The organism is Arenimonas sp. SCN 70-307, assembly GCF_001724815.1.
GTDB lineage: Bacteria > Pseudomonadota > Gammaproteobacteria > Xanthomonadales > Xanthomonadaceae > Arenimonas.
In genome coordinates, this window is sequence record NZ_MEDO01000014.1 from 619,390 (window position 1) to 640,567 (window position 21,178).

At 71.0% G+C, this 21,178-nt stretch carries 18 protein-coding genes; 11 read left to right on the plus strand and 7 right to left on the minus strand.

Going from position 1 to position 21,178, the window contains the following annotated elements; translation table 11 throughout:
• Position 1: 1 nt before the first annotated feature.
• Entirely contained in the window at positions 2–1,366 is a 1,365-nt protein-coding gene (locus tag ABS41_RS09205) for a glutamate--cysteine ligase (protein WP_290593158.1), read from the minus strand.
• 57 nt (positions 1,367–1,423) lie between these two features.
• Here ABS41_RS09205 and ABS41_RS09210 point away from each other — a divergent pair, with 57 nt between their 5' ends.
• A complete protein-coding gene (locus ABS41_RS09210; protein WP_290593160.1) occupies positions 1,424–3,007 on the plus strand; it encodes a peptide ABC transporter substrate-binding protein in 1,584 nt (527 codons plus the stop codon).
• Positions 3,004–3,921 (plus strand): ABC transporter permease subunit, encoded by a 918-nt coding sequence (locus tag ABS41_RS09215; protein WP_290593162.1) that lies wholly within the window; start codon positions 3,004–3,006, stop codon positions 3,919–3,921. Before ABS41_RS09210 ends, ABS41_RS09215 begins: the two co-directional genes overlap by 4 nt.
• Here the strand turns inward: ABS41_RS09215 and yihA are convergent.
• Complete coding sequence (yihA, locus tag ABS41_RS09220) at positions 3,918–4,505, minus strand: ribosome biogenesis GTP-binding protein YihA/YsxC (protein ID WP_290593164.1); 588 nt, start codon at positions 4,503–4,505, stop codon at positions 3,918–3,920. The genes ABS41_RS09215 and yihA overlap by 4 nt on opposite strands.
• 184 nt (positions 4,506–4,689) lie before the next feature.
• Between yihA and ABS41_RS09225 the strand changes: the two genes are divergently transcribed.
• From ABS41_RS09225 to ABS41_RS09235, 3 genes are all read left to right on the plus strand, one after another.
• Positions 4,690–5,487 carry a c-type cytochrome gene (locus ABS41_RS09225; RefSeq protein ID WP_290593167.1) on the plus strand — a complete coding sequence of 266 codons (798 nt, stop codon included), beginning with the start codon at positions 4,690–4,692 and terminating at the stop codon, positions 5,485–5,487.
• 89 nt (positions 5,488–5,576) lie between these two features.
• On the plus strand, positions 5,577–6,443 hold the full coding sequence (locus ABS41_RS09230; RefSeq protein ID WP_290593169.1) for a thiol:disulfide interchange protein DsbA/DsbL: 867 nt from the start codon (positions 5,577–5,579) through the stop codon (positions 6,441–6,443).
• A 127-nt stretch (positions 6,444–6,570) separates the two neighbouring features.
• A complete protein-coding gene (locus ABS41_RS09235) occupies positions 6,571–7,287 on the plus strand; it encodes an endonuclease/exonuclease/phosphatase family protein (RefSeq protein WP_290593221.1) in 717 nt (238 codons plus the stop codon).
• Positions 7,288–7,339: 52 nt separating this feature from the next.
• Here the strand turns inward: ABS41_RS09235 and ABS41_RS09240 are convergent, their stop codons facing one another.
• On the minus strand, positions 7,340–8,707 hold the full coding sequence (locus ABS41_RS09240) for a M28 family metallopeptidase (RefSeq protein WP_290593171.1): 1,368 nt from the start codon (positions 8,705–8,707) through the stop codon (positions 7,340–7,342).
• A 164-nt stretch (positions 8,708–8,871) separates the two neighbouring features.
• Here ABS41_RS09240 and ABS41_RS09245 point away from each other — a divergent pair, with 164 nt between their 5' ends.
• Both ABS41_RS09245 and ABS41_RS09250 read left to right on the plus strand, forming a co-directional pair.
• Positions 8,872–9,195, plus strand: coding sequence for a helix-turn-helix transcriptional regulator (locus ABS41_RS09245; protein WP_290593173.1), 324 nt, complete (start codon positions 8,872–8,874; stop codon positions 9,193–9,195).
• Between the two features lie 2 nt (positions 9,196–9,197).
• Positions 9,198–10,484, plus strand: coding sequence for a HipA domain-containing protein (locus ABS41_RS09250; protein WP_290593175.1), 1,287 nt, complete (start codon positions 9,198–9,200; stop codon positions 10,482–10,484).
• Between the two features lie 56 nt (positions 10,485–10,540).
• Here ABS41_RS09250 and ABS41_RS09255 read toward each other — a convergent pair whose 3' ends face one another.
• The gene (locus ABS41_RS09255; protein WP_290593177.1) at positions 10,541–13,414 is read right to left on the minus strand and encodes a TonB-dependent receptor; all 2,874 of its coding nucleotides are present in this window, start codon (positions 13,412–13,414) and stop codon (positions 10,541–10,543) included.
• A gap of 140 nt (positions 13,415–13,554) precedes the next feature.
• Positions 13,555–14,352, minus strand: coding sequence for a sulfite exporter TauE/SafE family protein (locus tag ABS41_RS09260; protein WP_290593180.1), 798 nt, complete (start codon positions 14,350–14,352; stop codon positions 13,555–13,557).
• 54 nt (positions 14,353–14,406) lie between these two features.
• Here ABS41_RS09260 and ABS41_RS09265 point away from each other — a divergent pair, with 54 nt between their 5' ends.
• From ABS41_RS09265 to ABS41_RS09275, 3 genes are read left to right on the plus strand one after another with little or no spacing between them, the layout of a single operon-like run.
• The gene (locus ABS41_RS09265) at positions 14,407–16,383 is read left to right on the plus strand and encodes a transglycosylase SLT domain-containing protein (protein ID WP_290593184.1); all 1,977 of its coding nucleotides are present in this window, start codon (positions 14,407–14,409) and stop codon (positions 16,381–16,383) included.
• A complete protein-coding gene (locus tag ABS41_RS09270) occupies positions 16,380–17,321 on the plus strand; it encodes a complex I NDUFA9 subunit family protein (protein WP_290593186.1) in 942 nt (313 codons plus the stop codon). The genes ABS41_RS09265 and ABS41_RS09270 overlap by 4 nt, the downstream gene beginning before the upstream one ends.
• Positions 17,322–17,324: 3 nt before the next feature.
• On the plus strand, positions 17,325–18,551 hold the full coding sequence (locus ABS41_RS09275) for a multifunctional CCA addition/repair protein (RefSeq protein ID WP_290593188.1): 1,227 nt from the start codon (positions 17,325–17,327) through the stop codon (positions 18,549–18,551).
• Positions 18,552–18,632: 81 nt separating this feature from the next.
• Here ABS41_RS09275 and ABS41_RS09280 read toward each other — a convergent pair whose 3' ends face one another.
• Together ABS41_RS09280 and ABS41_RS09285 are read right to left on the minus strand one after the other, a co-directional pair.
• On the minus strand, positions 18,633–19,040 hold the full coding sequence (locus ABS41_RS09280) for a VanZ family protein (protein ID WP_290593190.1): 408 nt from the start codon (positions 19,038–19,040) through the stop codon (positions 18,633–18,635).
• A complete protein-coding gene (locus ABS41_RS09285) occupies positions 19,037–20,221 on the minus strand; it encodes an SAM-dependent methyltransferase (RefSeq protein WP_290593192.1) in 1,185 nt (394 codons plus the stop codon). The genes ABS41_RS09280 and ABS41_RS09285 overlap by 4 nt, the downstream gene beginning before the upstream one ends.
• Before the next feature lie 56 nt (positions 20,222–20,277).
• Here ABS41_RS09285 and ABS41_RS09290 point away from each other — a divergent pair, with 56 nt between their 5' ends.
• Complete coding sequence (locus tag ABS41_RS09290; RefSeq protein WP_290593194.1) at positions 20,278–21,018, plus strand: pteridine reductase; 741 nt, start codon at positions 20,278–20,280, stop codon at positions 21,016–21,018.
• Positions 21,019–21,178: the final 160 nt, after the last annotated feature.

The following is a 21,178-nucleotide window of genomic DNA, read 5'->3' on the forward strand; positions in this document are numbered from 1 at the left end:
GTCAGTACGCGAACTCGCGGAACACGGGATCGACGCTGCCGCCCCAGGCGCCGTGGAACAGCGCCAGCTTGCGCTCGGCCGGGGTCTCGTTGGCCATGGCGAACTCCAGCAGCGGCTCGAGGAACACCGCCTCGCTGGCGCCGCCGGCGTTGAGCCGGTTGCGGCGGGCCAGGCCCTGGCCGGAAATCTTCAGCGCCTCGATGGCCAGCTCGCGCACCGTGCGGCCGCGGAAGGGCAGCTTGAGCGCGTGTTTGGGCACGCCATCGCGCAGCGCGTGGCGCTCCTCGGTGCTGAAATCCTTCACCAGGTCCCAGGCGGCGTCGAGCGCCGCGTCGTCGTAGAGCAGGCCGGTCCAGAACGCCGGCAGCGCGCACAGGCGGTTCCAGGGGCCGCCGTCGGCGCCGCGCATCTCCAGGTATTTCTTCAGCCGCACTTCCGGGAAGGCGGTGGTCATGTGGTCGGCCCAGTCGCGCATCGTCGGCAGCTGGCCGGGCAGCTCCTCGAGCTCGCCGCGCAGGAACTTGCGGAAGCTGCGGCCGCTCAGGTCCAGGTACTGGCCGTCGCGGTAGCTGAAGTACATCGGCACGTCGAGCAGGTAGTCGACGTAGCGCTCGAAGCCGAAGCCGTCCTCGAACACGAAATCGAGCATGCCCGTGCGGTCGGGGTCGGTGTCGGTCCAGATGTGCGAGCGGTAGCTCAGGTAGCCGTTGGGCTGGCCGTCGGTGAAGGGCGAGTCGGCGAACAGCGCGGTGGCGATGGGCTGCAGCGCCAGCGAGACGCGGAACTTCTTGACCATGTCGGCTTCGTCGAGGAAGTCGAGGTTCACCTGCACGGTGCAGGTGCGGGTCATCATGTCCAGGCCGAGGTTGCCGCGCTTGGGCATGTACTCGCGCATGATCTTGTAGCGGCCCTTGGGCATCCACGGCATCTCGTCGCGGCGCCACTTGGGCTGGAAGCCCATGCCCAGGAAACCGATGCCGAGCTCGTCGCCCACCGTCTTGACCTCGCGCAGGTGCGACATGGTCTCGCAGCAGGTCTGGTGGATGTTCTCGAGCATGGCGCCCGAGAGTTCGAGCTGGCCGGCCGGCTCGAGCGTGACCGAGGCGCCGGCCTTGGACAGGGCGATGAGCTTGCCGTTTTCCTCGTAGGGCTCCCAGCCAAAGCGCGTCAGGCCGCGCAGCAGGGCCTCGATGCCGCGCGGGCCGTCCCAGGTGGGCGGGCGCAGGTCGTCGAGGCGGAAGCCGAACTTCTCGTGCTCGGTGCCGATGCGCCAGTCGGCCGGCGGCTTGCCGCCCGAGGCCAGGTACTCGACCAGCACGCGGCGGTCGGTCAGGGGATCATCCTTGGCGTTGCTGGGTCCGGACACGTCGGCGGCCTTGCGGGGGTGGGGGGCGAACGCAGGCCGGTGGCCTACAATCGCGGGATGCGAATCCTAACCCGCGCCGTCGTGCTTGGCGTCCTGCTGGCCGGGATTCTCTGTCCCGCGCCGGCCGCGGCCCGCAGCCTCGAGCGCGGCAACGGTCCCGAGCCCTCCACGCTCGACCCGCACCGCTGCCCGGAAGTGGCCTGCGCCAACGTGCTGCGCGACCTGTTCGAAGGCCTGGTGGCCGAGGACGGCGCCGGGAACCTCATCCCCGGCCTGGCCGAGCGCTGGGACGTGTCGGAGGACGGCCGTAGCTGGACCTTCCACCTGCGCGAGGGCCTGCGCTGGTCCAACGGCGAGCCGCTGGACGCCGGCCAGGTGCTGGCCAGCCTGCGCCGCGCCTTCGAGCCGGCCACGGCCGCGCCCTTCGCCGCGCACCTGGACGCGATCGAACATGCCGCCGCGGTGCAGCGCGGCGAGCGCCCGCCGGCCGCGCTGGGCGTCAGTGCGCCGGATGCGCGCACGCTGGTGTTCCGGCTGAGCCGCAGCGCCGACCTGCCGCGCCTGCTCACCCTGCCCATCGCCTACCCCGTGCACCTGCCCAGCCTGGCCGAGCATGGCGCGCGCTTCACCCGCCCGGGACGGCTGGTGTCCAACGGCGCCTACCAGCTGGCCGAGTGGCTGCCGCAGGCGCACCTGGTGGTGGAGCGCAACCCGCACTTCCGCGAGCCGGCGCCGATCGAACGCGTGCGCTTCCACGTCACCGAGGACGCCGCGGCCGAGCTGCGCCGCTTCGAGGCCGGCGGCCTGCACATCACCGAAACCCTGCCGCCGCAGCCGCTGGAACACCTGCGGGCGCGCTTCGGCGAGCAGCTGCGCATCAGCCCCTACCTGGGCAGCTTCTGGCTGGGCTTCAACCTCACCCGACCGCCGTTCAAGGATTCGCCGGCGCTGCGCGAGGCGCTGGTGCTGGCGGTGGACCGCGACATCCTCACCCGCCACGTCACCGGCCTGGGCGAAGCGCCGGCCTGGGGCGTGGTGCCGCCGGGCACGGCCGGTTACACGCCGCCGGTGCCGGCGGTGGCCTCGCTGACGCAGCGCCAGCGCGAGGCGCGGGCGCGGGCGCTGTACGCGCAGGCCGGCTATTCGCGCGAGCGGCCGCTGCAGATCGAGCTGCGCTACAACACCTCCACGCCACACCGGCGCATGGCGCTGGCGGTGGCGGCGATGTGGCGCGAAACCCTGGGCGTGCGCACGACGCTTCGCAACGAGGAGTGGAAGGTCTTCGTCGGCACGCGGCGCCAGCGCGCCATCACCGAGGTCTTCCGCGGCGGCTGGATCGCCGACATCGACGATGCGCGCAATTTCCTGGGCACCTTCCACAGCCAGAGCCCGGCGAACTGGAGCGGCCTGGACGACCGCGAGTACGACGCGCTGCTCGCCGCCGCCGACGCCGCGCCCACGCTCGAACGCCGGCAGTCGCTGCTGCGGCAGGCGGAGCACAGGCTGCAGGCAACGCACGCGGTCGTGCCGCTGTACTTCTACACCTCGCGCCACCTGGTGCACCGCGACGTGCTGGGCTTCGAAGCCAATCCGCTCGACCGCCACCCCAGCCGCTTCCTGCGCTTCGCGGAGGCGCCATGAAGCGCTTCGCCGGGCGCGCCTTCGAAGCGCTGCTGACGCTCTGGCTGCTGGCCACGCTGTGCTTCGTGCTGCTGCGCGCGGCGCCGGGCGGCCCCTTCGACGCCGAGAAGGCCGCGCCGCCGGAAGTCGAGGCGGCGCTCGCGGCGCAGTACCGGCTCGACCAGTCGCTGCCGGCGCAGTACGGCCACTGGCTGGCCGACGTGGCGCGCGGCGACCTCGGGCCTTCGTTCCAGTACCCCGACTACACGGTCAACGAGCTGCTGGCGGCGAGCCTGCCGATCTCGCTGCTCAACGGCGGCCTGGCCCTGCTGCTGGCGCTGGCCATCGGCATCCCGCTGGGCGTGTGGGCGGCGCTGCGCGCAGGACGCTGGACCGACCGCCTGCTGATGTTCGGCGCGGGCCTGGGCCTGAGCGTGCCCAAGTTCGTGGCGGCGCCCCTGCTGGTGCTGCTTTTCGCCGTGACCTTGCAGTGGCTGCCGGCCGGCGGCTGGGACGGCACCTGGCGCAGCATGGTTTTACCGGTGGTGGCGCTGGCGCTGCCGAACCTCGCGTACTGCGCGCGACTCACCCGCGCCTCGCTGCTCGAGGTGCTGGGCGCCGACTACCTGCGCGCGGCCCGCGGCCGCGGCCTGTCGGGCGCGCGCCTGCTGCTGGTGCACGCGCTGCGCCCGGGCCTGCTGCCGGTGGTGGCCTGGCTGAGCCCGGCGCTGATCAACGTGGTCAGCGGCTCGGCGGTGGTCGAGCAGGTGTTCGGCATCCCGGGCGTGGGCCGCTACTTCGTGCAGGGCGCCCTCAACCGCGACTACACCCTCGTGCTCGGCGTCGTGCTCGCCATCGGCGCCGCCATCGTCCTCATCAACGCCCTCGTCGACGCCCTGCGCACCTGGCTCGATCCGCGGCTGCGGGACGCCTAGATCTCCAGCCAGCCGGAGATGACGGTGCGGGCTTCGTCGAGGCCGAGTTTGGCGTCGGCGGAGAAGACCTGGGCGCTGGCGCGGTCGCCGAGTTCCTTGCGCACGGCGGCCAGCACCCTGGACTGCTCGCCGCGGCCGAACTTGTCGGCCTTGGTCAGCAGGCAATGCGCCGGCAGGCCGCGGGCGACCGCGTAGTCGAGCATCTGCAGGTCGTACTCGCGCAGCGGATGGCGGATGTCCATCACCACCACCAGCCCCGCCAGCGAACCGCGCTCCTGGAAGTAGCGGTTGATCGTGCCCTTCCAGGCCTCGCGCATCGCCTCGGGCACCTTGGCGTAGCCGTAGCCGGGCAGGTCCACCAGGTAGCGGCCCGGGTCGACCTCGAAGTAATTCAGCGCCTGGGTGCGGCCCGGGGTCTTGGAGACGCGGGCCAGGCCGTTCTGGTTCGTGAGGGCGTTGAGCGCGCTGGACTTGCCCGCGTTCGAGCGGCCGGCGAACACCACCTCGCGGCCGTCGTCGGGCGGCAGCTGGCGCAGGGAGTGCACGGAATTGAAGTATTTGGCGCGGGCCAGGGGGTTGGACATCGGGTCGGCCGGGGCGTTGGAAGGCGCCCAGCATGGCCCGTACGGCCCCCGCTGACCAGCCCGGAAGCCCTTCCGGAGCCGCTGAATTGACCGCCTGCGCCAGCGGCTGGGATAATCCGCGCCTTCCTGCGCGCCCGTCGCGCAAGGCCCCTTTCCCACCGAATCAAGCGTTCCGGAGCAGCCCATGAAGTTCACGCGCATCCTTGGTGTCGCCGCCGCCCTGGCCGCGGCCGTGGCCGTGGCCCAGGAGCCCGCCACGGAGCCGGCCACCGTCACGGCGGCCCCCGAGGCGGCCCCGGCCCCCACCGAAACCCTGGAAGCCGACAACGCCGTCGCCCATCGCGGCGACGCCCAGGCCGGTGCCGGCAAGGCGGCGGTCTGCGCGGCCTGCCACGGCATGGACGGCAACTCCGCCGACCCGCAGTACCCGAAGCTGGCCGGCCAGCACGAGCGCTACATCGCCCGCCAGCTGGCGCTGTACAAGTCGATGGAGCGCGACAACGCCATCATGCTCGGCTTCGCCGCCACCCTGAGCGCGCAGGACATGCGCGACCTGGGCGCCTACTTCGCCAGCCAGAAGGTCGTGGCCGGCGTGGCCGACGACAGCGTGATCGCCGAAGGCCCGAACGCCGGCATGAAGTTCTACCAGCTCGGCGAGCGCCTCTACCGCTTCGGCAAGGCCGACGGTTCGGTGCCGTCCTGCGCGGCCTGCCACGGCCCCGCCGGCGCCGGCAACCCGGGTTCGGCCTGGCCGAACCTGGCCGGCCAGCACGCCGGTTACACCGCCAACGCGCTGACCGCCTTCCGCAACGGCACCGTCTGGGGCAAGGGCAACAACGCCAACGCCATCATGGCGGGCGTGGCCGGCAGCCTCACCGACGAGGAAATCCAGGCCCTGGCGACCTACATCGAAGGCCTGCACAACGCCGCCGACGCCCCCTCGGCCGAGGCCCTGGCTGCCGCCGCGAACGCGGAAGGCTGAGCCCTGCGCGGCGGCCCCCGGGCCGCCGCTTTTGAACCTTGCCTGCCGGCCGTGGTCAGGTAGGCGACACCTTCCGGAGTGCCTGCCCCATGAAGCACGTTCTGCCCCTGCTGCTCGTCCTCGCCCTTGCCGCCTGTGGCGAGAAGGCCGCCGAACAATCCACCGGCGTGGCCGGCCCGGCGCCTGCCCCGGTCGTTGATCCGGCCGGCCCGGCCCCCGACACCTCGGTGACCGACGAGGACCTGGCCCCGGCCGCCGACGAGGCTGCCACCGACGCCACCGCGCCGGCCGAAGCCACCGAAGAACCTGCCGCGCCGGCCACCGAGGCCGCCCAGGCCACCCCGGCCGCGCCGGCCGAGCTGCCGCCGCTGGATCCGGCCAAGGCCCCGCGCAAGGGCGTGGACTACGAGCTGCTGGCCGAGCCGCAGCCGACCATCACCCAGGGTGGCATCGAGGTGGCCGAAGTCTTCTCGTACATGTGCATCCACTGCGCCAACCTGCAGCCGCTGCTCAACACCTGGAAGACCAAGCAGCCGGCCGACGTGAAGCTGGTCTACGTGCCGGGCGTGTTCGGCGGCGCCAGCGACAACTTCGCCCGCGGCTTCTACGCCGCCGAGGCCATGGGCCTGGTGGACAAGACCCACGACGAGCTGTTCAAGGCCGTGCTGATCGAGCGCAAGTTCCAGACCGGCTCGCCGGAGGAAGTGGCCGACTGGTACGCCAGCCAGGGCGCCAACCGCGAGACCTTCCTGTCGACCATGCAGAGCTTCGCGGTGACCACCAAGATCAACCGCGCCCGCCAGTTCTCGCTGCGCGGCGGCGTCGATTCGACCCCGACCATGATCATCGCCGGCAAGTACCGCGTCACCGCCACCGCCGACCGCGGCATGGAAGGCCTGCTCGACAGCATCGACTGGATCGTCGCGCACGAGCGCGCCGGCAAGCCGATGCCCTGAGCGGCGCCACCGCCAGGCTGAACGCAACGGGCCGCGAAAGCGGCCCGTTTGCTTTGGCGGTCTTGTCCCCGCCGCGCGGCGGACGCACCATGGACGAATGGCCGAAAAGAAACCCGACCGGCTGCGCTTGCTCAGCGCCAACATCCAGGCGGGCTCGAGCACGCGCGCCTACCGCGACTACGTCACCCGCAGCTGGTCGCACGTGCTGCCCAACGGCAAGCGCATCAACCTCGACAGCCTGGCCGAGCTGGCCAGCAACTACGACCTGGTGGGCCTGCAGGAGTCCGACCCGGGCAGCCTGCGCTCGGGCTTCACCAACCAGGCCGACTACCTGGCCGAGCGCGCGCACTTCCCCTACTGGAGCCACCAGCCGAACCGGCGCATCTCGCGCATCGCCGGCAGCGGCAATGCGCTGCTGAGCCGGCTCGAACCCGCCGAGATGCTCGACTACGCCCTGCCCGGCCGCATCGCCGGCCGCGGCGTGCTGCTGGCGAAGTTCGGCCAGGGCAAGGACGCCTGGCAGCTGGCCATCACCCACCTCTCGCTGGGCGCGAAGTCGCGCCAGCTCCAGCTCGGCTTCCTGGCCGAGTTGTTGTCGGATGCGCCGCGCCTGGTGCTGATGGGCGACTTCAACTGCGACTTCGACGCGCCCGAGATGCGCCCGCTCTACCGCCAGACCTCGCTCGAGCCACCGCCCGAACGCGTGTCCACCTTCCCCAGCTGGGCCCCGCAGCGCGGCCTCGACCACGTACTCACCGGCGGCTTCCAGGTGCTCGACTACAAGGCCGTGCCCGCCGCCGGCTCCGACCACATGGCGGTGGGCGTGGAGCTCGCGCCCAAATAGAAAGGGGGTCAGGTTCACTTCCTGCGGCGGAAGTGAACCTGACCCCGTTTCTTCAATAGCCGCCGAAGCTGCCGGCGGCGCCGGGGAAGACGACGGGGCTTTCGGTGCCGTCTTTCGCGACGGCGGAGACGCCGAAGAAGTAGTTGTCGATGACGACGTTCCTGAGGGTGAAGGCCTCGACGTCGCCGACCCAGCGGCTGTGGGTCCACTGCGGCTCGGTGGTGAGGCGCCAATAGACCTTGTAGCCGGCCAGGTTGGGCGCCTGCGCGGCCGGGGCGCGGGTCCACTTGAGCGTGGTGTCGGCGGTGACGGCGCCCTCGATGCTCACGTTGGCCGGCGGCGGCGGGGCCCAGGCCAGGCCGGCCAGGCTGACGGCGTTGAGCGCGGTGAGCTTGGCGGCGTAGTCGAAGTCCACGCCGTCGATCGTGTCGCCGTAAACGCGGCCGTTTTCGGTGCGCAGGTCCTGGTGCTGGCGGTCGTAGTGTTCGTTGGTTTCCATCACGCGCACGGCCGGATAGCCCAGGTCGTTGAACGGGCGGTGGTGGCCGCCGCGGGCGAAGCGGTCGAGGCGGTAGACCATCATCACGTCGAGGTTGGGCACGTAGGCCGCCATGCGGTCGATGTAGCGCGCCAGGTTGCGGGTGGGCGAGTCCACTTCGCCGCCGGTGAAGCGGCGCAGGCGGGCCTCCTCGGCGGTTTCGGTGGCGCGCGTGCCTTCGGCGAAGACGCGGGCGGTGGTGTTGTCGACGATGCCGTTGATGCCGGCGCTGTTGCCGATCATGTCGTTGTTGAGCACACCGGTGATGCGCCAGCCCTCGCGCTGCGCCTGTTCGGCCAGGAACCGGCCGCCGAACAGCCCCTGCTCTTCGCCCGAGAGCGCGGCGTAGACGATCGAACCGGGGAAGGTGTACTTCGTCAGCACGCGCGCCGCTTCAAGCGTGCCGGCCACGCCCGAGGCGTTGTCGTTGGCGCCGGGGGCATCGGACACGGCGTCCATCACGTCGGTGGCGCGCGAATCGATGTCGCCGCTCATGATCACGTAGCGGTTGGGGTCGGCGCTGCCGCGCTGGATGGCGATCACGCTCACCACCTCCACCGGGCCGGGGATGCGCGGCTCGCCCTGCACGGTGCCTTTCACGTAGCGCACCTCGAGGCAGCCGCCGCAGGCGCGCGAGATGCGCTCGAACTCGGCGTGGATCCAGCGGGTGGCGGCGCCGACGCCGCGCTTCGGGTCGGTCTGGCTCGACAGCGTGTGGCGGGTGCCGTAGGACACCAGCTGGCGGATGTCGGCCTCGATGCGCGCGGCGGAGGGCGCGGTGGCGATCTGGTGCAGCTCGGGCTTTTCAGCCGGCGGTGGCGCCACTTGGGCGAGGGCCGGCACGGCGGCGAGGCAGGCAAGGGCAAGCAGGGTGCGGCGCATGGCGGGCTCCGGGCGGTTTGGCCGGCCAAGCCTGGGTTTCACCCCCGCCAGCGTCAACCGCTCCTTCGACAACGATCCGTGCCAGCTGGCCCAGACGAAGCCACCAGGCGCGTCTATTTGCATAAATTTGCATTTTATAATGCTTTGCATGTATATATATGCGAATGAAGAGCAAGGGAACCAGCACGATTACGTCCCGCGGACAGCGTACGACCCGGCATCTGGCGGGTTTGATCCAGCGGGCGCGATTGGTCCGCAACATGACCCAGGCGGACCTGGCAGAGCGTGCGCGAGTCAGCCCCGGCAGCATCCACAGACTGGAGCGCGCCGAGCCCGGCGTTGCTCTATGGGTGTGGCTGAACGCCATGGAAGCGCTCGGCCAATTGGAGCTGATTGAGTCACTGCGCGACCCGCTGACCGAGGCCCTGGCGGCAGAAGCAGCCCCCAAGAGAGCTGGCAGCTCGCGTATCCCGGACTTGGACTTTTGAGAATGGCTGATGTCCTGCGCTACGTCTTCGTGCACCTTCCCGGCGAACAAGAGGCAGTGCCAGCTGGTGTTCTGACCTTGACCGAGGAGGGCCGCGAGACGCTAGCCTCACGGTTCGTCTACGGGCGCAACTACTTGACCCGACACGGCCGCATCCCGGTCGATCCCAAGTCGCTTGCCCTCGATTCCAACGCTCGGCGTGCGGAAATCACGCCGGCGAACGGATTGGCGCTGTTCGGAGCGCTACGAGACGCAACACCAGACTTGTGGGGCCGGCGAGTCATCGAAAACAAACTCAGGGCGCCCCCGGACAGCCTCCCCGAGTCGGTATACCTCGATCATGCCGGGGACAACCGAGCCGGTGCGCTTGATGTTCGAGTGGCACGCGATTCACCCTCTGCGCCCGGGGTCTTGCCCGGCAGCTTCGACCTTGAGCATCTGGTGCAAGCCGCCGACCGCATCGCCGAAGGCGAGCCGGTACCCACACATCTGGAAATGATCTTCCTCGGCGCCCCGGGCTTGGGCGGTGCGCGGCCCAAGGCAGCGCTACGGGATGACGGTCGCCAGTGGGTGGCGAAATTCCCTGCCCGACAGGACGGCTTCAATGTCCCCATGATCGAACGGGCGAGCTTGGAACTAGCGCGACAGGCCGGAATCCAGGTGCCGCGCACGCGCCACATCCGGCTCGGCGACGGCCGTGACGTGATGCTGATAGAACGCTTCGACCGCGGCGAAGAAGCTGCGGGATACCCGAGGACACACATGGTAAGCGCCCTGACCATGCTGGGTTTGCATGAACACGACCGGAGCGCCGGTTATGCCGACCTATGCCGGGTCATCGAGCAGTTCGGCGTGAGTGGCCATGTCCAGGCAGACCGGACGGAACTCTACCGTCGAATGGTCTTCAACATCTTGGTCACCAACGACGACGACCACCTGCGCAACCATGCCTTCCTTTACGACGCGACTGGTGGTGGCTGGCGACTGAGTCCGCTTTACGACGTGGTGCCGCGCCCGATGCTGGGCACGGACCGTTACTTGGCGATAGGAGTCGGCGCACAGGGACGCCTCGCGACATTGGACAATGCGCTCAGCCAGTGCGAGCAGTTCGGCCTGTCAAAGCCGGAAGCCGCCGCGATCATAGACTCGGTCGTTACGGCTGCGCGCCCTTGGAGGAACGCCTTCGAGTCACTTGGCGTACCGGCGCAAGAATGCGACCGGGTCGCACCCGCTTTTCGCCGGGCTGCCGATATTGGCATGGGGAAGGTCGAAGCCGCTGCCAGATCCTGAAGCGTACGGACGGAAAGGGGCCGCGGATTGCTCCGCGGCACCCGTGAGTTCTTTCCTCAGAACTTGATGTCGGCGCGCACGTAGAAGAACCGCCCACCCGGGATGTCATAGGTGGAGGCGTCGTAACCGTTGAGCGAGCACGACAGGCAGATCGGCGGGTCCTTGTCGAAGGCGTTGTTCACGCCGAAGGCCAGGCCCAGGTCGTTGAAGTCCTTGAAGCGGTAGGCCACCTGCAGGTCGTGGTAGGTGGTGGCCTCGAGCACGTTGGTGTTGTTGGCCGGGTCGGAGCAGACCGGGAAGCTGATGGCCCGGCCGCACTGTTCGCGCAGCTCGCTGATGTGGCGCAGGGTCCAGCCGGCGCTCCAGTTGCCGCGCGACCAGTCGAGGCTGAAGTTCGAGGTCCACTCCGGGATGGCGCTGTCGACCACCTCGATGCCCGGGCCCTGCGGCTGCACCTGGCCGGCGGCGCCGACGGCGCGGTAGTCGCCCACCAGGGTGTTGCGCCAGGCGGCCTTGAACTGGCCGATGTCGGTGACCGGGAACACCCACACCAGGTCGAGGTCCCAGCCGTCGGTCTCGATGGTGCCCAGGTTGGTCAGGCGGTTGTTGAAGCCGTTGATGCCGCCGGTGGGCGCGCGGGTGATGCCGTCGCAGTAGAGCGCGTCGAGCGTCTGCACGCACAGGTCGAGCTGGGTCTGGGCGTCGATGGCCTGGATGGCGCCCTCGATGTCGTGGCGGTAATAGGTGACCTCCACGTCCACGCGCTCCGCCGCCGACGAGTTCTCCAGGAACGAGGGGCTCCAGACGAAGCCCGCCGCGAAGCTCCTGGACGACTCCGGGTCGAGCTGGTCGTTGCCGCCGGTGGTGATCGAGATCTGCGGATTGGGCTGCTGGTAGTTCGAGGGCACGCCCAGCGCGGCGCAGTTGCCCGCCAGCGAGGGATTGAGCAGCGGCGTCGAGCACGGGTCGTCGAGCTGGGCGTCGAAGCGGCTGGCCGAACCGAACAGCTCGCCGATCGAAGGCGCGCGGAAGCCCTCGGCATAACTGGCGCGGAACACCAGCTCCTCCACCAGCTGGAAGCGCAGGCCGTACTTGGGCGTCACTTCCGAAATGCCCGTGGAGTAGTCGGAATAACGGCCGGCCACGGTGAGGTCGAGCTTCTGGCCGATCTCGTCGTTGTTCCACAGCGGGAAGTTGAGCTCGACGACCAGTTCGCTCACGTCGTACTTGCCCGAGGTCGGCAGCGAGGGCACGCCGTTGTAGTCGCCGGCGATGGTCAGCGCGTCGGGGCGGTACCAGCCTTCCAGGCGGCGGTGCTCGAGGCCGGTGGCGAAGTCCACCGAACCGGCCGGCAGCTCGAACAGGCTGCCCGAGAGGTTGGCCGTGACCAGGGCCAGGTCGTTCTGGCTGCGGTCGCGCACGATCGGCTGGATCCAGGCCAGCATCTGCGGCGTGATCGTGCCCGGGCCGCCGAAGATGTTCAGCGGCGTGCAGCCGGCCACCGCGGCGCAGGCCGCCGGGTCGCCCAGCGCGAGCGCGATGTTGCGGATGTTGTAGCTGCCGAAGTTGGTCTGCTCGGCCTTGTTCTCGCTGAAGGCCAGGTTGACGTCCCAGTACAGCGTGCGCTGGCCGGCGTCGAACACGCCCTCCAGCCCCGCACCCACGTACCAGGTGTCGACCTCCTGCTCGAACACGCGCGGCCCGCCTTCGACCGGGCGGCGGCCGATCAGGATCAGGTTGGTGGCCGAGTCCAGGTCGAAACCAAACGGATTGAAGGGGTTGAGCGCCGAGATGAAGATGTTGTCGGCCAGCGGGTTGCCGGTGCCGGCCTCGGGGCCCAGGAACAGCGGCTCGGGCGCGGCCTGGTTGGTGGACTGGCGGCGGTTCCAGAGCAGCTTGGCGTAGCCGCCCACCGAGTCGCTGAACTCGAAGCGGGCCTGGCCGAAGGCGCCCACGCGCTCGGACGGCGTGAGCAGCAGGTTGAACTGCGAGAAGTTGAAGCGGTCGGCGCTGGTGAAGCAGTGGTAGTCGTCGGTGCGCGTGCAGCCGGTCTGCGCCGGGTCGAAGAACGGGTTATTGGCGCCGTCGTTGGGCGTGATGTCGAACACCTCGCTGGTGTTCGGATCGATGAAGATGAAGCGGCCCGTCGGCGTGGCCGAGCTGCCGAAGGCCACGCCGGTGCCGGGCACCGGGAAGCTCGACTGCGCGCGGTCGCGCGAGAAGACCACGTCCTGGTCGGTGTAGCTCAGGCCCAGGAAAAAATTGGCGCGCTCGGTGCTCGTGCCCCAGGCGAAGTCGATCGACTTGGTGGTGCCGTCGCCCTCGCCGTACTGGCCGAGCTGGGCATTGATGGCCAGCCCGTCGAAATCCCTGCGGGTGATGATGTTGATCACGCCGGCGATGGCATCCGAGCCGTAGAGCGAGGACGCGCCGTCCTCGAGCACCTCGATGCGGTCGATGATGGCCAGCGGGATGGTGTTGAGGTCGGTGGCCGCGCCCACGCCCGAGGCCGAGGCCTCGTTCACCCAGCGGATGCCGTCCACCAGCACCAGCACGCGCTTGGAGCCCAGGTGGCGCAGGTCGGCCTGCGCGGAGCCCGCGCCGACGCCACTGCCGTCCGGCGGGAAGCCGAAGTTGCCGCTGGAGTTGAACTTGGTGTTGAGCGCCGAGCCCGAGCCGGTGAGCGACTGGATGATGTCGGCCACGGAAGTGAGGCCGCTGCGGTCGATGTCGGCGCGGGTGATGCGCTGCACCGGCACCAGGCCCTCGGCTTCGGCGGTTTTCAGGCGCGTGCCGGTGACCTCGACGCGGTCGAGGGTCTTGAGGTCGTCGGCGGCCTCGTCCTGCGCCAGGGCCACGGCGGGCAGCATCGCGAGCAGCAATGCGCCGCGGACCGCCTGCGCCAGGCGGGAGTTGCGGATGGTCTTCATTGGCTTCCCTCAGGTTGGATGGCCGGCGCCTTGCCCCCCAATGCGCCGACGACTCCGGTTGTAAGGAAAGCGTCAAGAAGCGACAAGAATCGCTAACACTCACGCGGTTAGCACAAACGAACGCCGCGCCCCGGTTTCGTTCAGGGTGAGAAAAAAACACTCACGCCGACCACGGCCAGGAAGGCCGCGAACACCTTGCGCAGCGCCGGACCGCTGATGGCGTGGGCGAGGCGCGTGCCCAGCGGCGCGCACAGCATCGACGCCACGGCGATGCCCGCGGCGGCCGGCAGGTAGACGTAACCCCAGCTGCCCGCGGGCAGGCCGGTCGGCGCACCCTGCAGCGCATAACCCGCCGCGCTGGCGATGGCGATGGCCACGCCGCAGGCGCTGGACGTACCCACCGCGCGCACCGGCCGCACGCCGCGCCAGACCAGCAGCGGCACCGTCATCGAACCGCCGCCGATGCCCACCAGCGCAGACATCGCGCCGATGCCGCCGCCGGCCGCGGTGTAGCCAGGCCCGCGCGGTGCATCGGCGCGCTCGTGGCGCGAACGCGGCCAGTCCAGCGCCATCTGCAGCGCGGCCAGTCCGCAGTAGCCCGCGATGAGCCAGCGCAGCCAGTCGCCCTCGAGCCGCACCGCCAGGCCGCTGCCCAGCCAGCCGCCCAGCAGCAGGCCCGGCACCAGCCAGGCCACGGTGGGCCAGAGCACGCTGCCGCGTCGATGGTGGCTGCGGGCCGAGCTCAGGCCGGTGAGCACGATGCTTGCCAGGGCCGTGGCCAGCGCCACGTGCACGGCATGCTCCAGCGGCACGCCCTGGGTGGGCAGCAGCCACACCAGCGCCGCCACCAGCACCAGGCCGCCGCCGATGCCCAGCAAGCCGGCCAGCACGCCCGCCACCGCGCCCAGGGCCAGGTAGAGCAGCCAGGCCGCGCTCACGCGGCGCCCCGGCCGGGGGCGGCGTTTCCGGGGGCTTGGGCTAGACTCATGGCCATGTCGCGCAAATTCCTCATCCTCGGTGTTTTCCTGTCCTTGCTGGCCACCGGCGCGGCGGCGCAGGACCGGCCGGAAGACCTGACGCTCGAGCGCCCCGCCATCCTCGAGGCCTTCCGGCTGGCCGAGCGCGGGCAGCTGAGCCTAACCGACCTGGCCCGCGTGAAGGACCACCCGCTGGCCCCGTGGGTGGAGGCCAGCCACCTGCGCCGGCGCCTGGGCTCGGCACCCGACGCCGACGTGCGCGCGGCCCTGCGCCGCCAGGACGGGCAGGCCAGCGGCGACTGGCTGCGCGCCGCCTGGCTGCAGCACCTGGCCACCAACCGCCGCTGGGCCGACTTCCTGGCCGACTGGCGGCCGATCGACACGCTCGAGATGCGCTGCGCCCACCTCGCGGCGCGCCTGGCCACGGGCGCCACCGACGCGCAGTGGATCGCCGACGGCAAGGCCCTGTGGCAACGCGGCGAGTCGCTGCCCGAGGCCTGCAACACGCCCTTCGCCTCGCTGCAGGCCCTGGGCCACATCGATGCCGCCGCGCGCTGGCAGCGCATCGAGCTGGCCCTGCTGGCCGGCCAGGGCGGCCTGGCCCGCTTCCTCGCCCGCGACCTGCCGGCCGGTGACGCGAAACTGGCGAATGACTACGCCGATTTCATCGATTCGCCGCATGCCCGCGCCAGCGGCTGGCCCAAGGACGCGCGCAGCCGGGCGGTGGCCGCCGAAGGCCTGGCGCGGCTGGCGCGACGTTCGCCCGATGCCGCCGAGGCGCAGCTGGCCACGCTGGGCCCGGCCCTGGGCCTGGACGAAGCGGCGCGCGGCAAGGTGCTTTATGAAATCGCGCTGTGGACGGTGGCCTCCTACCTGCCTGGCTCGCGCGAGCGGCTCGAGGCGGTGCCGCGCGCGGCCTACGACGAGCGCCTGTACGAATGGCGCGTGCGCGAGGCCATGAACCGCCGCGACGACGCCGGCGCGCTGGCCGCGATCGAGTTCATGCCCACCGCGCAGCGCGAAGACCCACGCTGGCAATACTTCGAGGCGCGCCTGCGCGAGCGCCTGGGCCAGTCCGACGCCGCGCGCGCCCTCTACGCCCGCGCCGCCGACACCGCCACCTTCCACGGCTTCCTCGCCGCCGACCGGCTGGCGCAGCCCTACGCACTGTGCCCGATCGAGCCCTCCAGCGACCCGGCGCTGCGCGCGCGCGTGGCGCGGCACCCGGGCGTGGTGCGGGCGCTGGAGCTGTTCGCCATCGAGCGCATCGGCCTGGCCACGCGCGAGTGGACGGCGCTGCTGCAGGTGTTGTCGCCGGAGGAGCGCAAGGTGGCCATCGAGTTCGCGCGCGACGCGCACTGGTACGACCGCGCCGTGTTCACCATCGGCAACACGCCCGAGGACCTGCGCCACTACTCGCTGCGCTTCCCGCTGCACCACGAGGCCGTGCTGCGGCGCGAGTCGAAGCGACAGGACCTCGACCCGGCCTGGGTGGCGGCGCAGACCCGGGCCGAAAGCGCCTTCATGCCGCGCGCGCGCTCGCACGCCGATGCCCGCGGCCTGATGCAGCTTCTGCCCTCCACCGCCGAACGCACCGCGCGCCGGCTGGGCCTGCCCTGGACCGGCGCCGAGAGCCTGTACCGGCCCGAGCTCAACCTCGAGCTGGGCATCGCCCACCTGCGCCACGAGCTCGACGGACACGGCGGCATCGCCTACCAGGCGATCGCGGCCTACAATGCCGGGCCTGCGCCGGTGATGCGCTGGAACCGCGACCGTCCCGGCTTCGACCCGGACTTCTGGATCGAGACCGTCACCTACCGGGAAACCCGCGAATACGTCGCGCGCGTGCTGGCCTTCAGCGTCATCTACGACTGGCGGCTCGAGCGCAGCGCGGTGCCGGTCAGCGAGCGCCTGCTGGGCCGCACCGTGCCGGCCGCCGCGCGCCGTCAGTTCACCTGCCCCACCCCGAACGCTCCAGGAAACACCCCATGACCCCGCTCAACATCGTCGTCCTCGGCGGCACCGGCTTCGTCGGCAGGCACCTGTTGTCGCGCCTGGCCGCCGACGGCCACGCCATCACCCTGCTCAGCCGCAACCTCGGCCCGCACCCGGACCGCCTGCTGCCGCCGGGCGTGGCGCTGCGCGAGGTGGACGTGTACGACCCGGGCGTGCTGCGCGAGGCCTTCACCGGCGCCGATGCGGTGGTGAACCTGGTGGGCATCCTCAACGAGAAGCGCGACAACGGCCGCGGCTTCCGCCGCGCCCACGTCGAGCTGACCAAGCTGGTGCTGGCGGCGATGCAGCTGGCCGGCGTGCGCCGCCTGCTGCAGATGAGCTCGCTCAACGCCGGCCGCGGCCACAGCCACTACCTCAAGTCGCGCGGCGAAGCCGAGGCGGCGGTGAAGGCCTCGGGCCTGGACTGGACGATCTTCGAGCCCTCGGTGATCTTCGGCCAGGGCGATGGCCTGTTCTGCCGCTTCGCCGCCCTGCTCAAGCTGGCGCCGGTGCTGCCGCTGGCGCGCGCGGGCGCGAAGTTCGCGCCGGTGCACGTGGGCGACGTGGTCGAGGCGATGGTGCGTGCGCTGCGCGACCGCCGCACCCACGGCGAGGTTTACGAACTCTACGGGCCGGACGTGTTCACGATGGCGCAGATCGTGAAGATGACCGCGCGCCAGCTGGGCCTGCGCCGCCTGGTGGTGCCGCTGCCGGACGCGCTGGGCCGCCTGCAGGGCTTCGTGTTCGATTTCGTGCCGGGCAAGCCGTTCTCGTCGGACAACTTCCGCTCGCTCAAGACCGATTCGGTCGGCGGCATCGACGGCCTGCACCGCCTGGGCATCACGCCCACGCGCGTGGCCACGAAGCTGCCCGAGATCCTGGGCCACGTGGCCGACCGCCAGGCCCGCTACGCGCGCTACCGCGCGGCGCGCTGAGCCATGCGTCGCTACCTGGTCGGCGGCGCGGTGCGTGACCGGCTGCTCGGCCTGCCGGGCGGCGACCGCGACTGGGTGGTGGTGGGCAGCACGCCCGCCGAAATGGTGCTGGCGGGCTACCTGCCGGTAGGCAAGGATTTCCCGGTCTTCCTGCACGCGCAGACCAAGGAAGAGCACGCGCTGGCGCGCACCGAGCGCAAGACCGCGCCCGGCTACCACGGCTTCGTCTTCCACGCCGCACCCGACGTGACGCTCGAGCAGGACCTGGCGCGGCGCGACTTCACCATCAACGCCATCGCCGAGGCCGAAGACGGCACGCTGGTCGATCCGTTCGGCGGCGCGCGCGACCTCGGGGCGCGGGTGCTGCGCCACGTGTCGCCGGCCTTTGCCGAGGATCCCGTGCGCATCCTGCGTGCGGCGCGCTTCCTGGCGCGCTTCGCGCCGCTGGGTTTCACCATCGCGCCGGAAACGCTGGCCTTGATGCGCGACATGGTCGCCGCGGGCGAAGTCGACCACCTGGTGCCCGAACGCGTGTGGCAGGAGCTGAAGAAGGCGCTTGAGATGCCGCGCCCCTCGGCCGCCATCGCGCTGCTGCGCGCGTGTGGCGCGCTGGCGAAGCTGCTGCCCGAAGTGGACGCGCTCTACGGCGTGCCGCAGCGCCCCGAGTACCACCCCGAGGTGGACACGGGCGTGCACGTGCAGATGGTGCTGGACATGGCGGCGCGACTGGCGCCGGGCGACGCGCTGGTGGGCTTTTGCGCCCTGGTGCACGACCTGGGCAAGGCGCTGACGCCGAAGGACAAGCTGCCGCGCCACATCGGCCACGAGCACAGCGGCGTGCGGCCGCTGCGCGCGGTCTGCGCGCGCTACAAGGTGCCAGCGGAGTTCGCCGCGGTGGCCGAAATCGTCTGCCGCGAGCACCTCAACGTGCACCGCATCGACGAGCTTCGCCCCGATACCGTGCACGAACTGCTTTCGCGCTGCGACGCCTTCCGCAAACCGCAGCGGGTGAAACAGCTGGCGCTGGCCTGCGAAGCCGATGCCCGCGGCCGCCTGGGCCGCGAGGAGGACGATTACCCGCCGGCGCGACGGCTGCTGGCCCTGCACGATGCCGCAGCGGCGGTCTCCGCCGGCCACGCCGTGGCCAAGGGCCTGAGCGGCCCCGCGGTGGGCGACTGGCTACGCGAAGCCCGCATCGACGCCATCCGCGCCGCACGCGCCTCCCTGTAGGAGCGCCTTCAGGCGCGAATCTTTTGCTTTTGCCTTTGACTTTGCCTTCGGCAAAAAAAGGATTCGCGCCTGAAGGCGCTCCTACAGCGGCGACGCCTTGCCGCCAAACAGCCGCGCATCGAGCCACTCCAGGGCCCGCGCCAGCGGGGTGAACGACAGCACCAGCCCGGCGGCGACGCCCAGGGTATTGGCCAGCGCGTCGCGCACGTCGCCCAGGCGCACCGTGGTCAGCTGTGCCTGGGCGAACTCCATCGCCACGCCGAGGCCCACCAGCGCCAGCGCCGCCAGCAGGTGCGCACGGCGACTGCGGAAGATGCACACGGCCCAGGCGGTGAGCGTGAAATAGGCCAGGAAATGGCCGATCTTGTCGGAGTTCGCCGGCCCCGGCAGCCCGATCGCCGGCACCAGCGAGAGCACGATGCACAGCGCCCAGCCGAAGACCCACACCCCGAGCCACAGCGCGGGCCGGGAAAACGCGCGCAGCCTCACAGCCGGTGGCTCCGGTCGCCCGCCGCGAACAGCGCGCGGATGTCCACCGCGCGCTGGAAGGCCATGGCCTGGAAACGCTCGCCCATCTCGCCCGGCAGCATCAGCCGCTTGACCTCGTTGGTGCGCCGGTGCTGTTCGACCGGATCGCTGATTTCCGCGATCGCCTGCAGCCGTTCGGCCAGGCCGCTGGCCATCAGGAAGGCCGACTGCGAGGCGTAACCGGCCAGGTCGAAGCCGGCGCCCACGCCGGCCTCGGCCAGGGCGGTGAAGTCGACGAAGGCGGTGATGTCGGTCAGGCCCGGCAGGTCGAAGGGATCGTCGTGCGCGCGATGCTGGCGGTGGCAGACCAGCGTTCCCTCGCGGCGCTCCGGCAGGTAGTACTCGGCGCGCGGGTAGCCGTAGTCCACGAACAGCATCGCGCCCTCGCGCAGCAGGCCGCCCACGGCCTGGATCCAGTACGGCAGCTGCACCAGCAGCTCGGAGCGGTAGCCGTCCGGGAAAGGCGCGCCGACGTGGCGCTCGACGTGGCGCACGGCCGCGTGCAGCAGCGCATCGGCCGGCTGCTCGACCAGGGCGAAACCGCCGTCGGCGGCCAGGGCCACGTGCTGCTCGTACACCTCGCCGCCGCGGATGGCGAAGCGCGGCGTCGGCAGCGCGTCGATCACCTCGTTGGCGAACAGGAAGCCGCGCCAGCCGCGCTCGGGCGGGCCGTCGAGCCAGCCCACGCGGTTGAACACCGCCGGCGGCAGCGCCTCGCGCAGGCGCTCCATCTGGCGCTCGCGCAGGTCGGCGCTGGGTTCGAGGATGCGGTAGTGGGCCGGCAGCGCGTCGCGGGCGTGCAGGAAGCGCAGCGCGGCCTCGGCGAAGGCGCCGCTGCCGCCGCCGAGCTCGATGAAATCGAAGCGGCCGCCGAGCTGCGCGAACACCTCCATCGCCGCGCCCGCCACGCACTCGGCGAACACCGGGCCGAGCTCGGGCGCGGTGACGAAATCACCCTCGGCGCCGAACTTGCGCGCGCCGGCGCTGTAGTAGCCCAGGCCGGGCGCGTACAGCGCCAGCTCCATGTAGCGCGAGAACGGGATGGCGCCGCCTGCGGCGCGGACCTGGTCGCGGATATGGGCCTGCAGGCGCCCGCTGTGGGCCAGGGCTTCGGCCGAAGGGGCCGGAAGGGGTGCGCTCATGTTGGAATCTTCATCTGCCAACGCGCAGGATAACGGCAAAGCCCCGGAGCGCCTGAATGCCCACCGATCGTCCCGTCGCCCTGGTCACCGGCGCCGCCAAGCGCGTCGGCGCCGAAATCGCCCGTCGCCTGCACGCCGCCGGCTACGACCTGGCCCTGCACCACCGCCGCTCCGGCGCCGAGATGGCGACGCTGGCCGCCGCGCTCGAGGCCGCGCGCCCGGGCAGCGTGCTGGTGCTGCAGGCCGAGCTGTCCGACCCCGCCGCACCCGAGGCCCTGGTGCAGGCCACCCTCGCCCGCTTCGGCCGGCTCGATGCGCTGGTGAACAACGCCAGCGCCTTCCGGCCCACGCCCGTGGGCGCGGCAACGCAGGCCGACTGGGACGAGCTGTTCGCCTCGAACGCGCGGGCGCCCTTTTTCCTCTCGCAGGCCGCGGCACCGGCGCTGCGCGCGGCCGGCGGCGCCATCGTCAACCTCGGCGACATCTACGGCGAGCGCCCGCTGGCGCGGCATCCGGTGTACTGCATGGCCAAGGCGGCGCTGCTGATGATGACGCAGTCGCTGGCCAAGGAGCTGGGCCCCGAGGTGCGGGTCAATGCCGTCGCGCCCGGCGCGGTGATGTGGCCCGAGGAAGGCAAGCCCGAGCACGAAAAGGCCGCGATGCTGGCCAGCACCGCGCTCAAGCGCGCCGGCGAGGCCGGCGACGTGGCCGAGGCGGTGCGGTGGTTGCTGCTCGATGCCCGCTACACCACCGGGCAGGTGGTGCGTGTGGATGGCGGGCGCGCGTTGAACATGTAACCCAGTCCCGTAGGAGCGCCTTCAGGCGCGAATCTTTTGACTTCGCCTTTGGCAAAGAAGGGATTCGCGCCTGAAGGCGCTTGTGTCTGGCTTTTGCCCTAGGGTTTGGGGTGAGAGCGGGGTGCGGGACGCCGCTGTTGCGCAGTGCTCGAAAGCACGA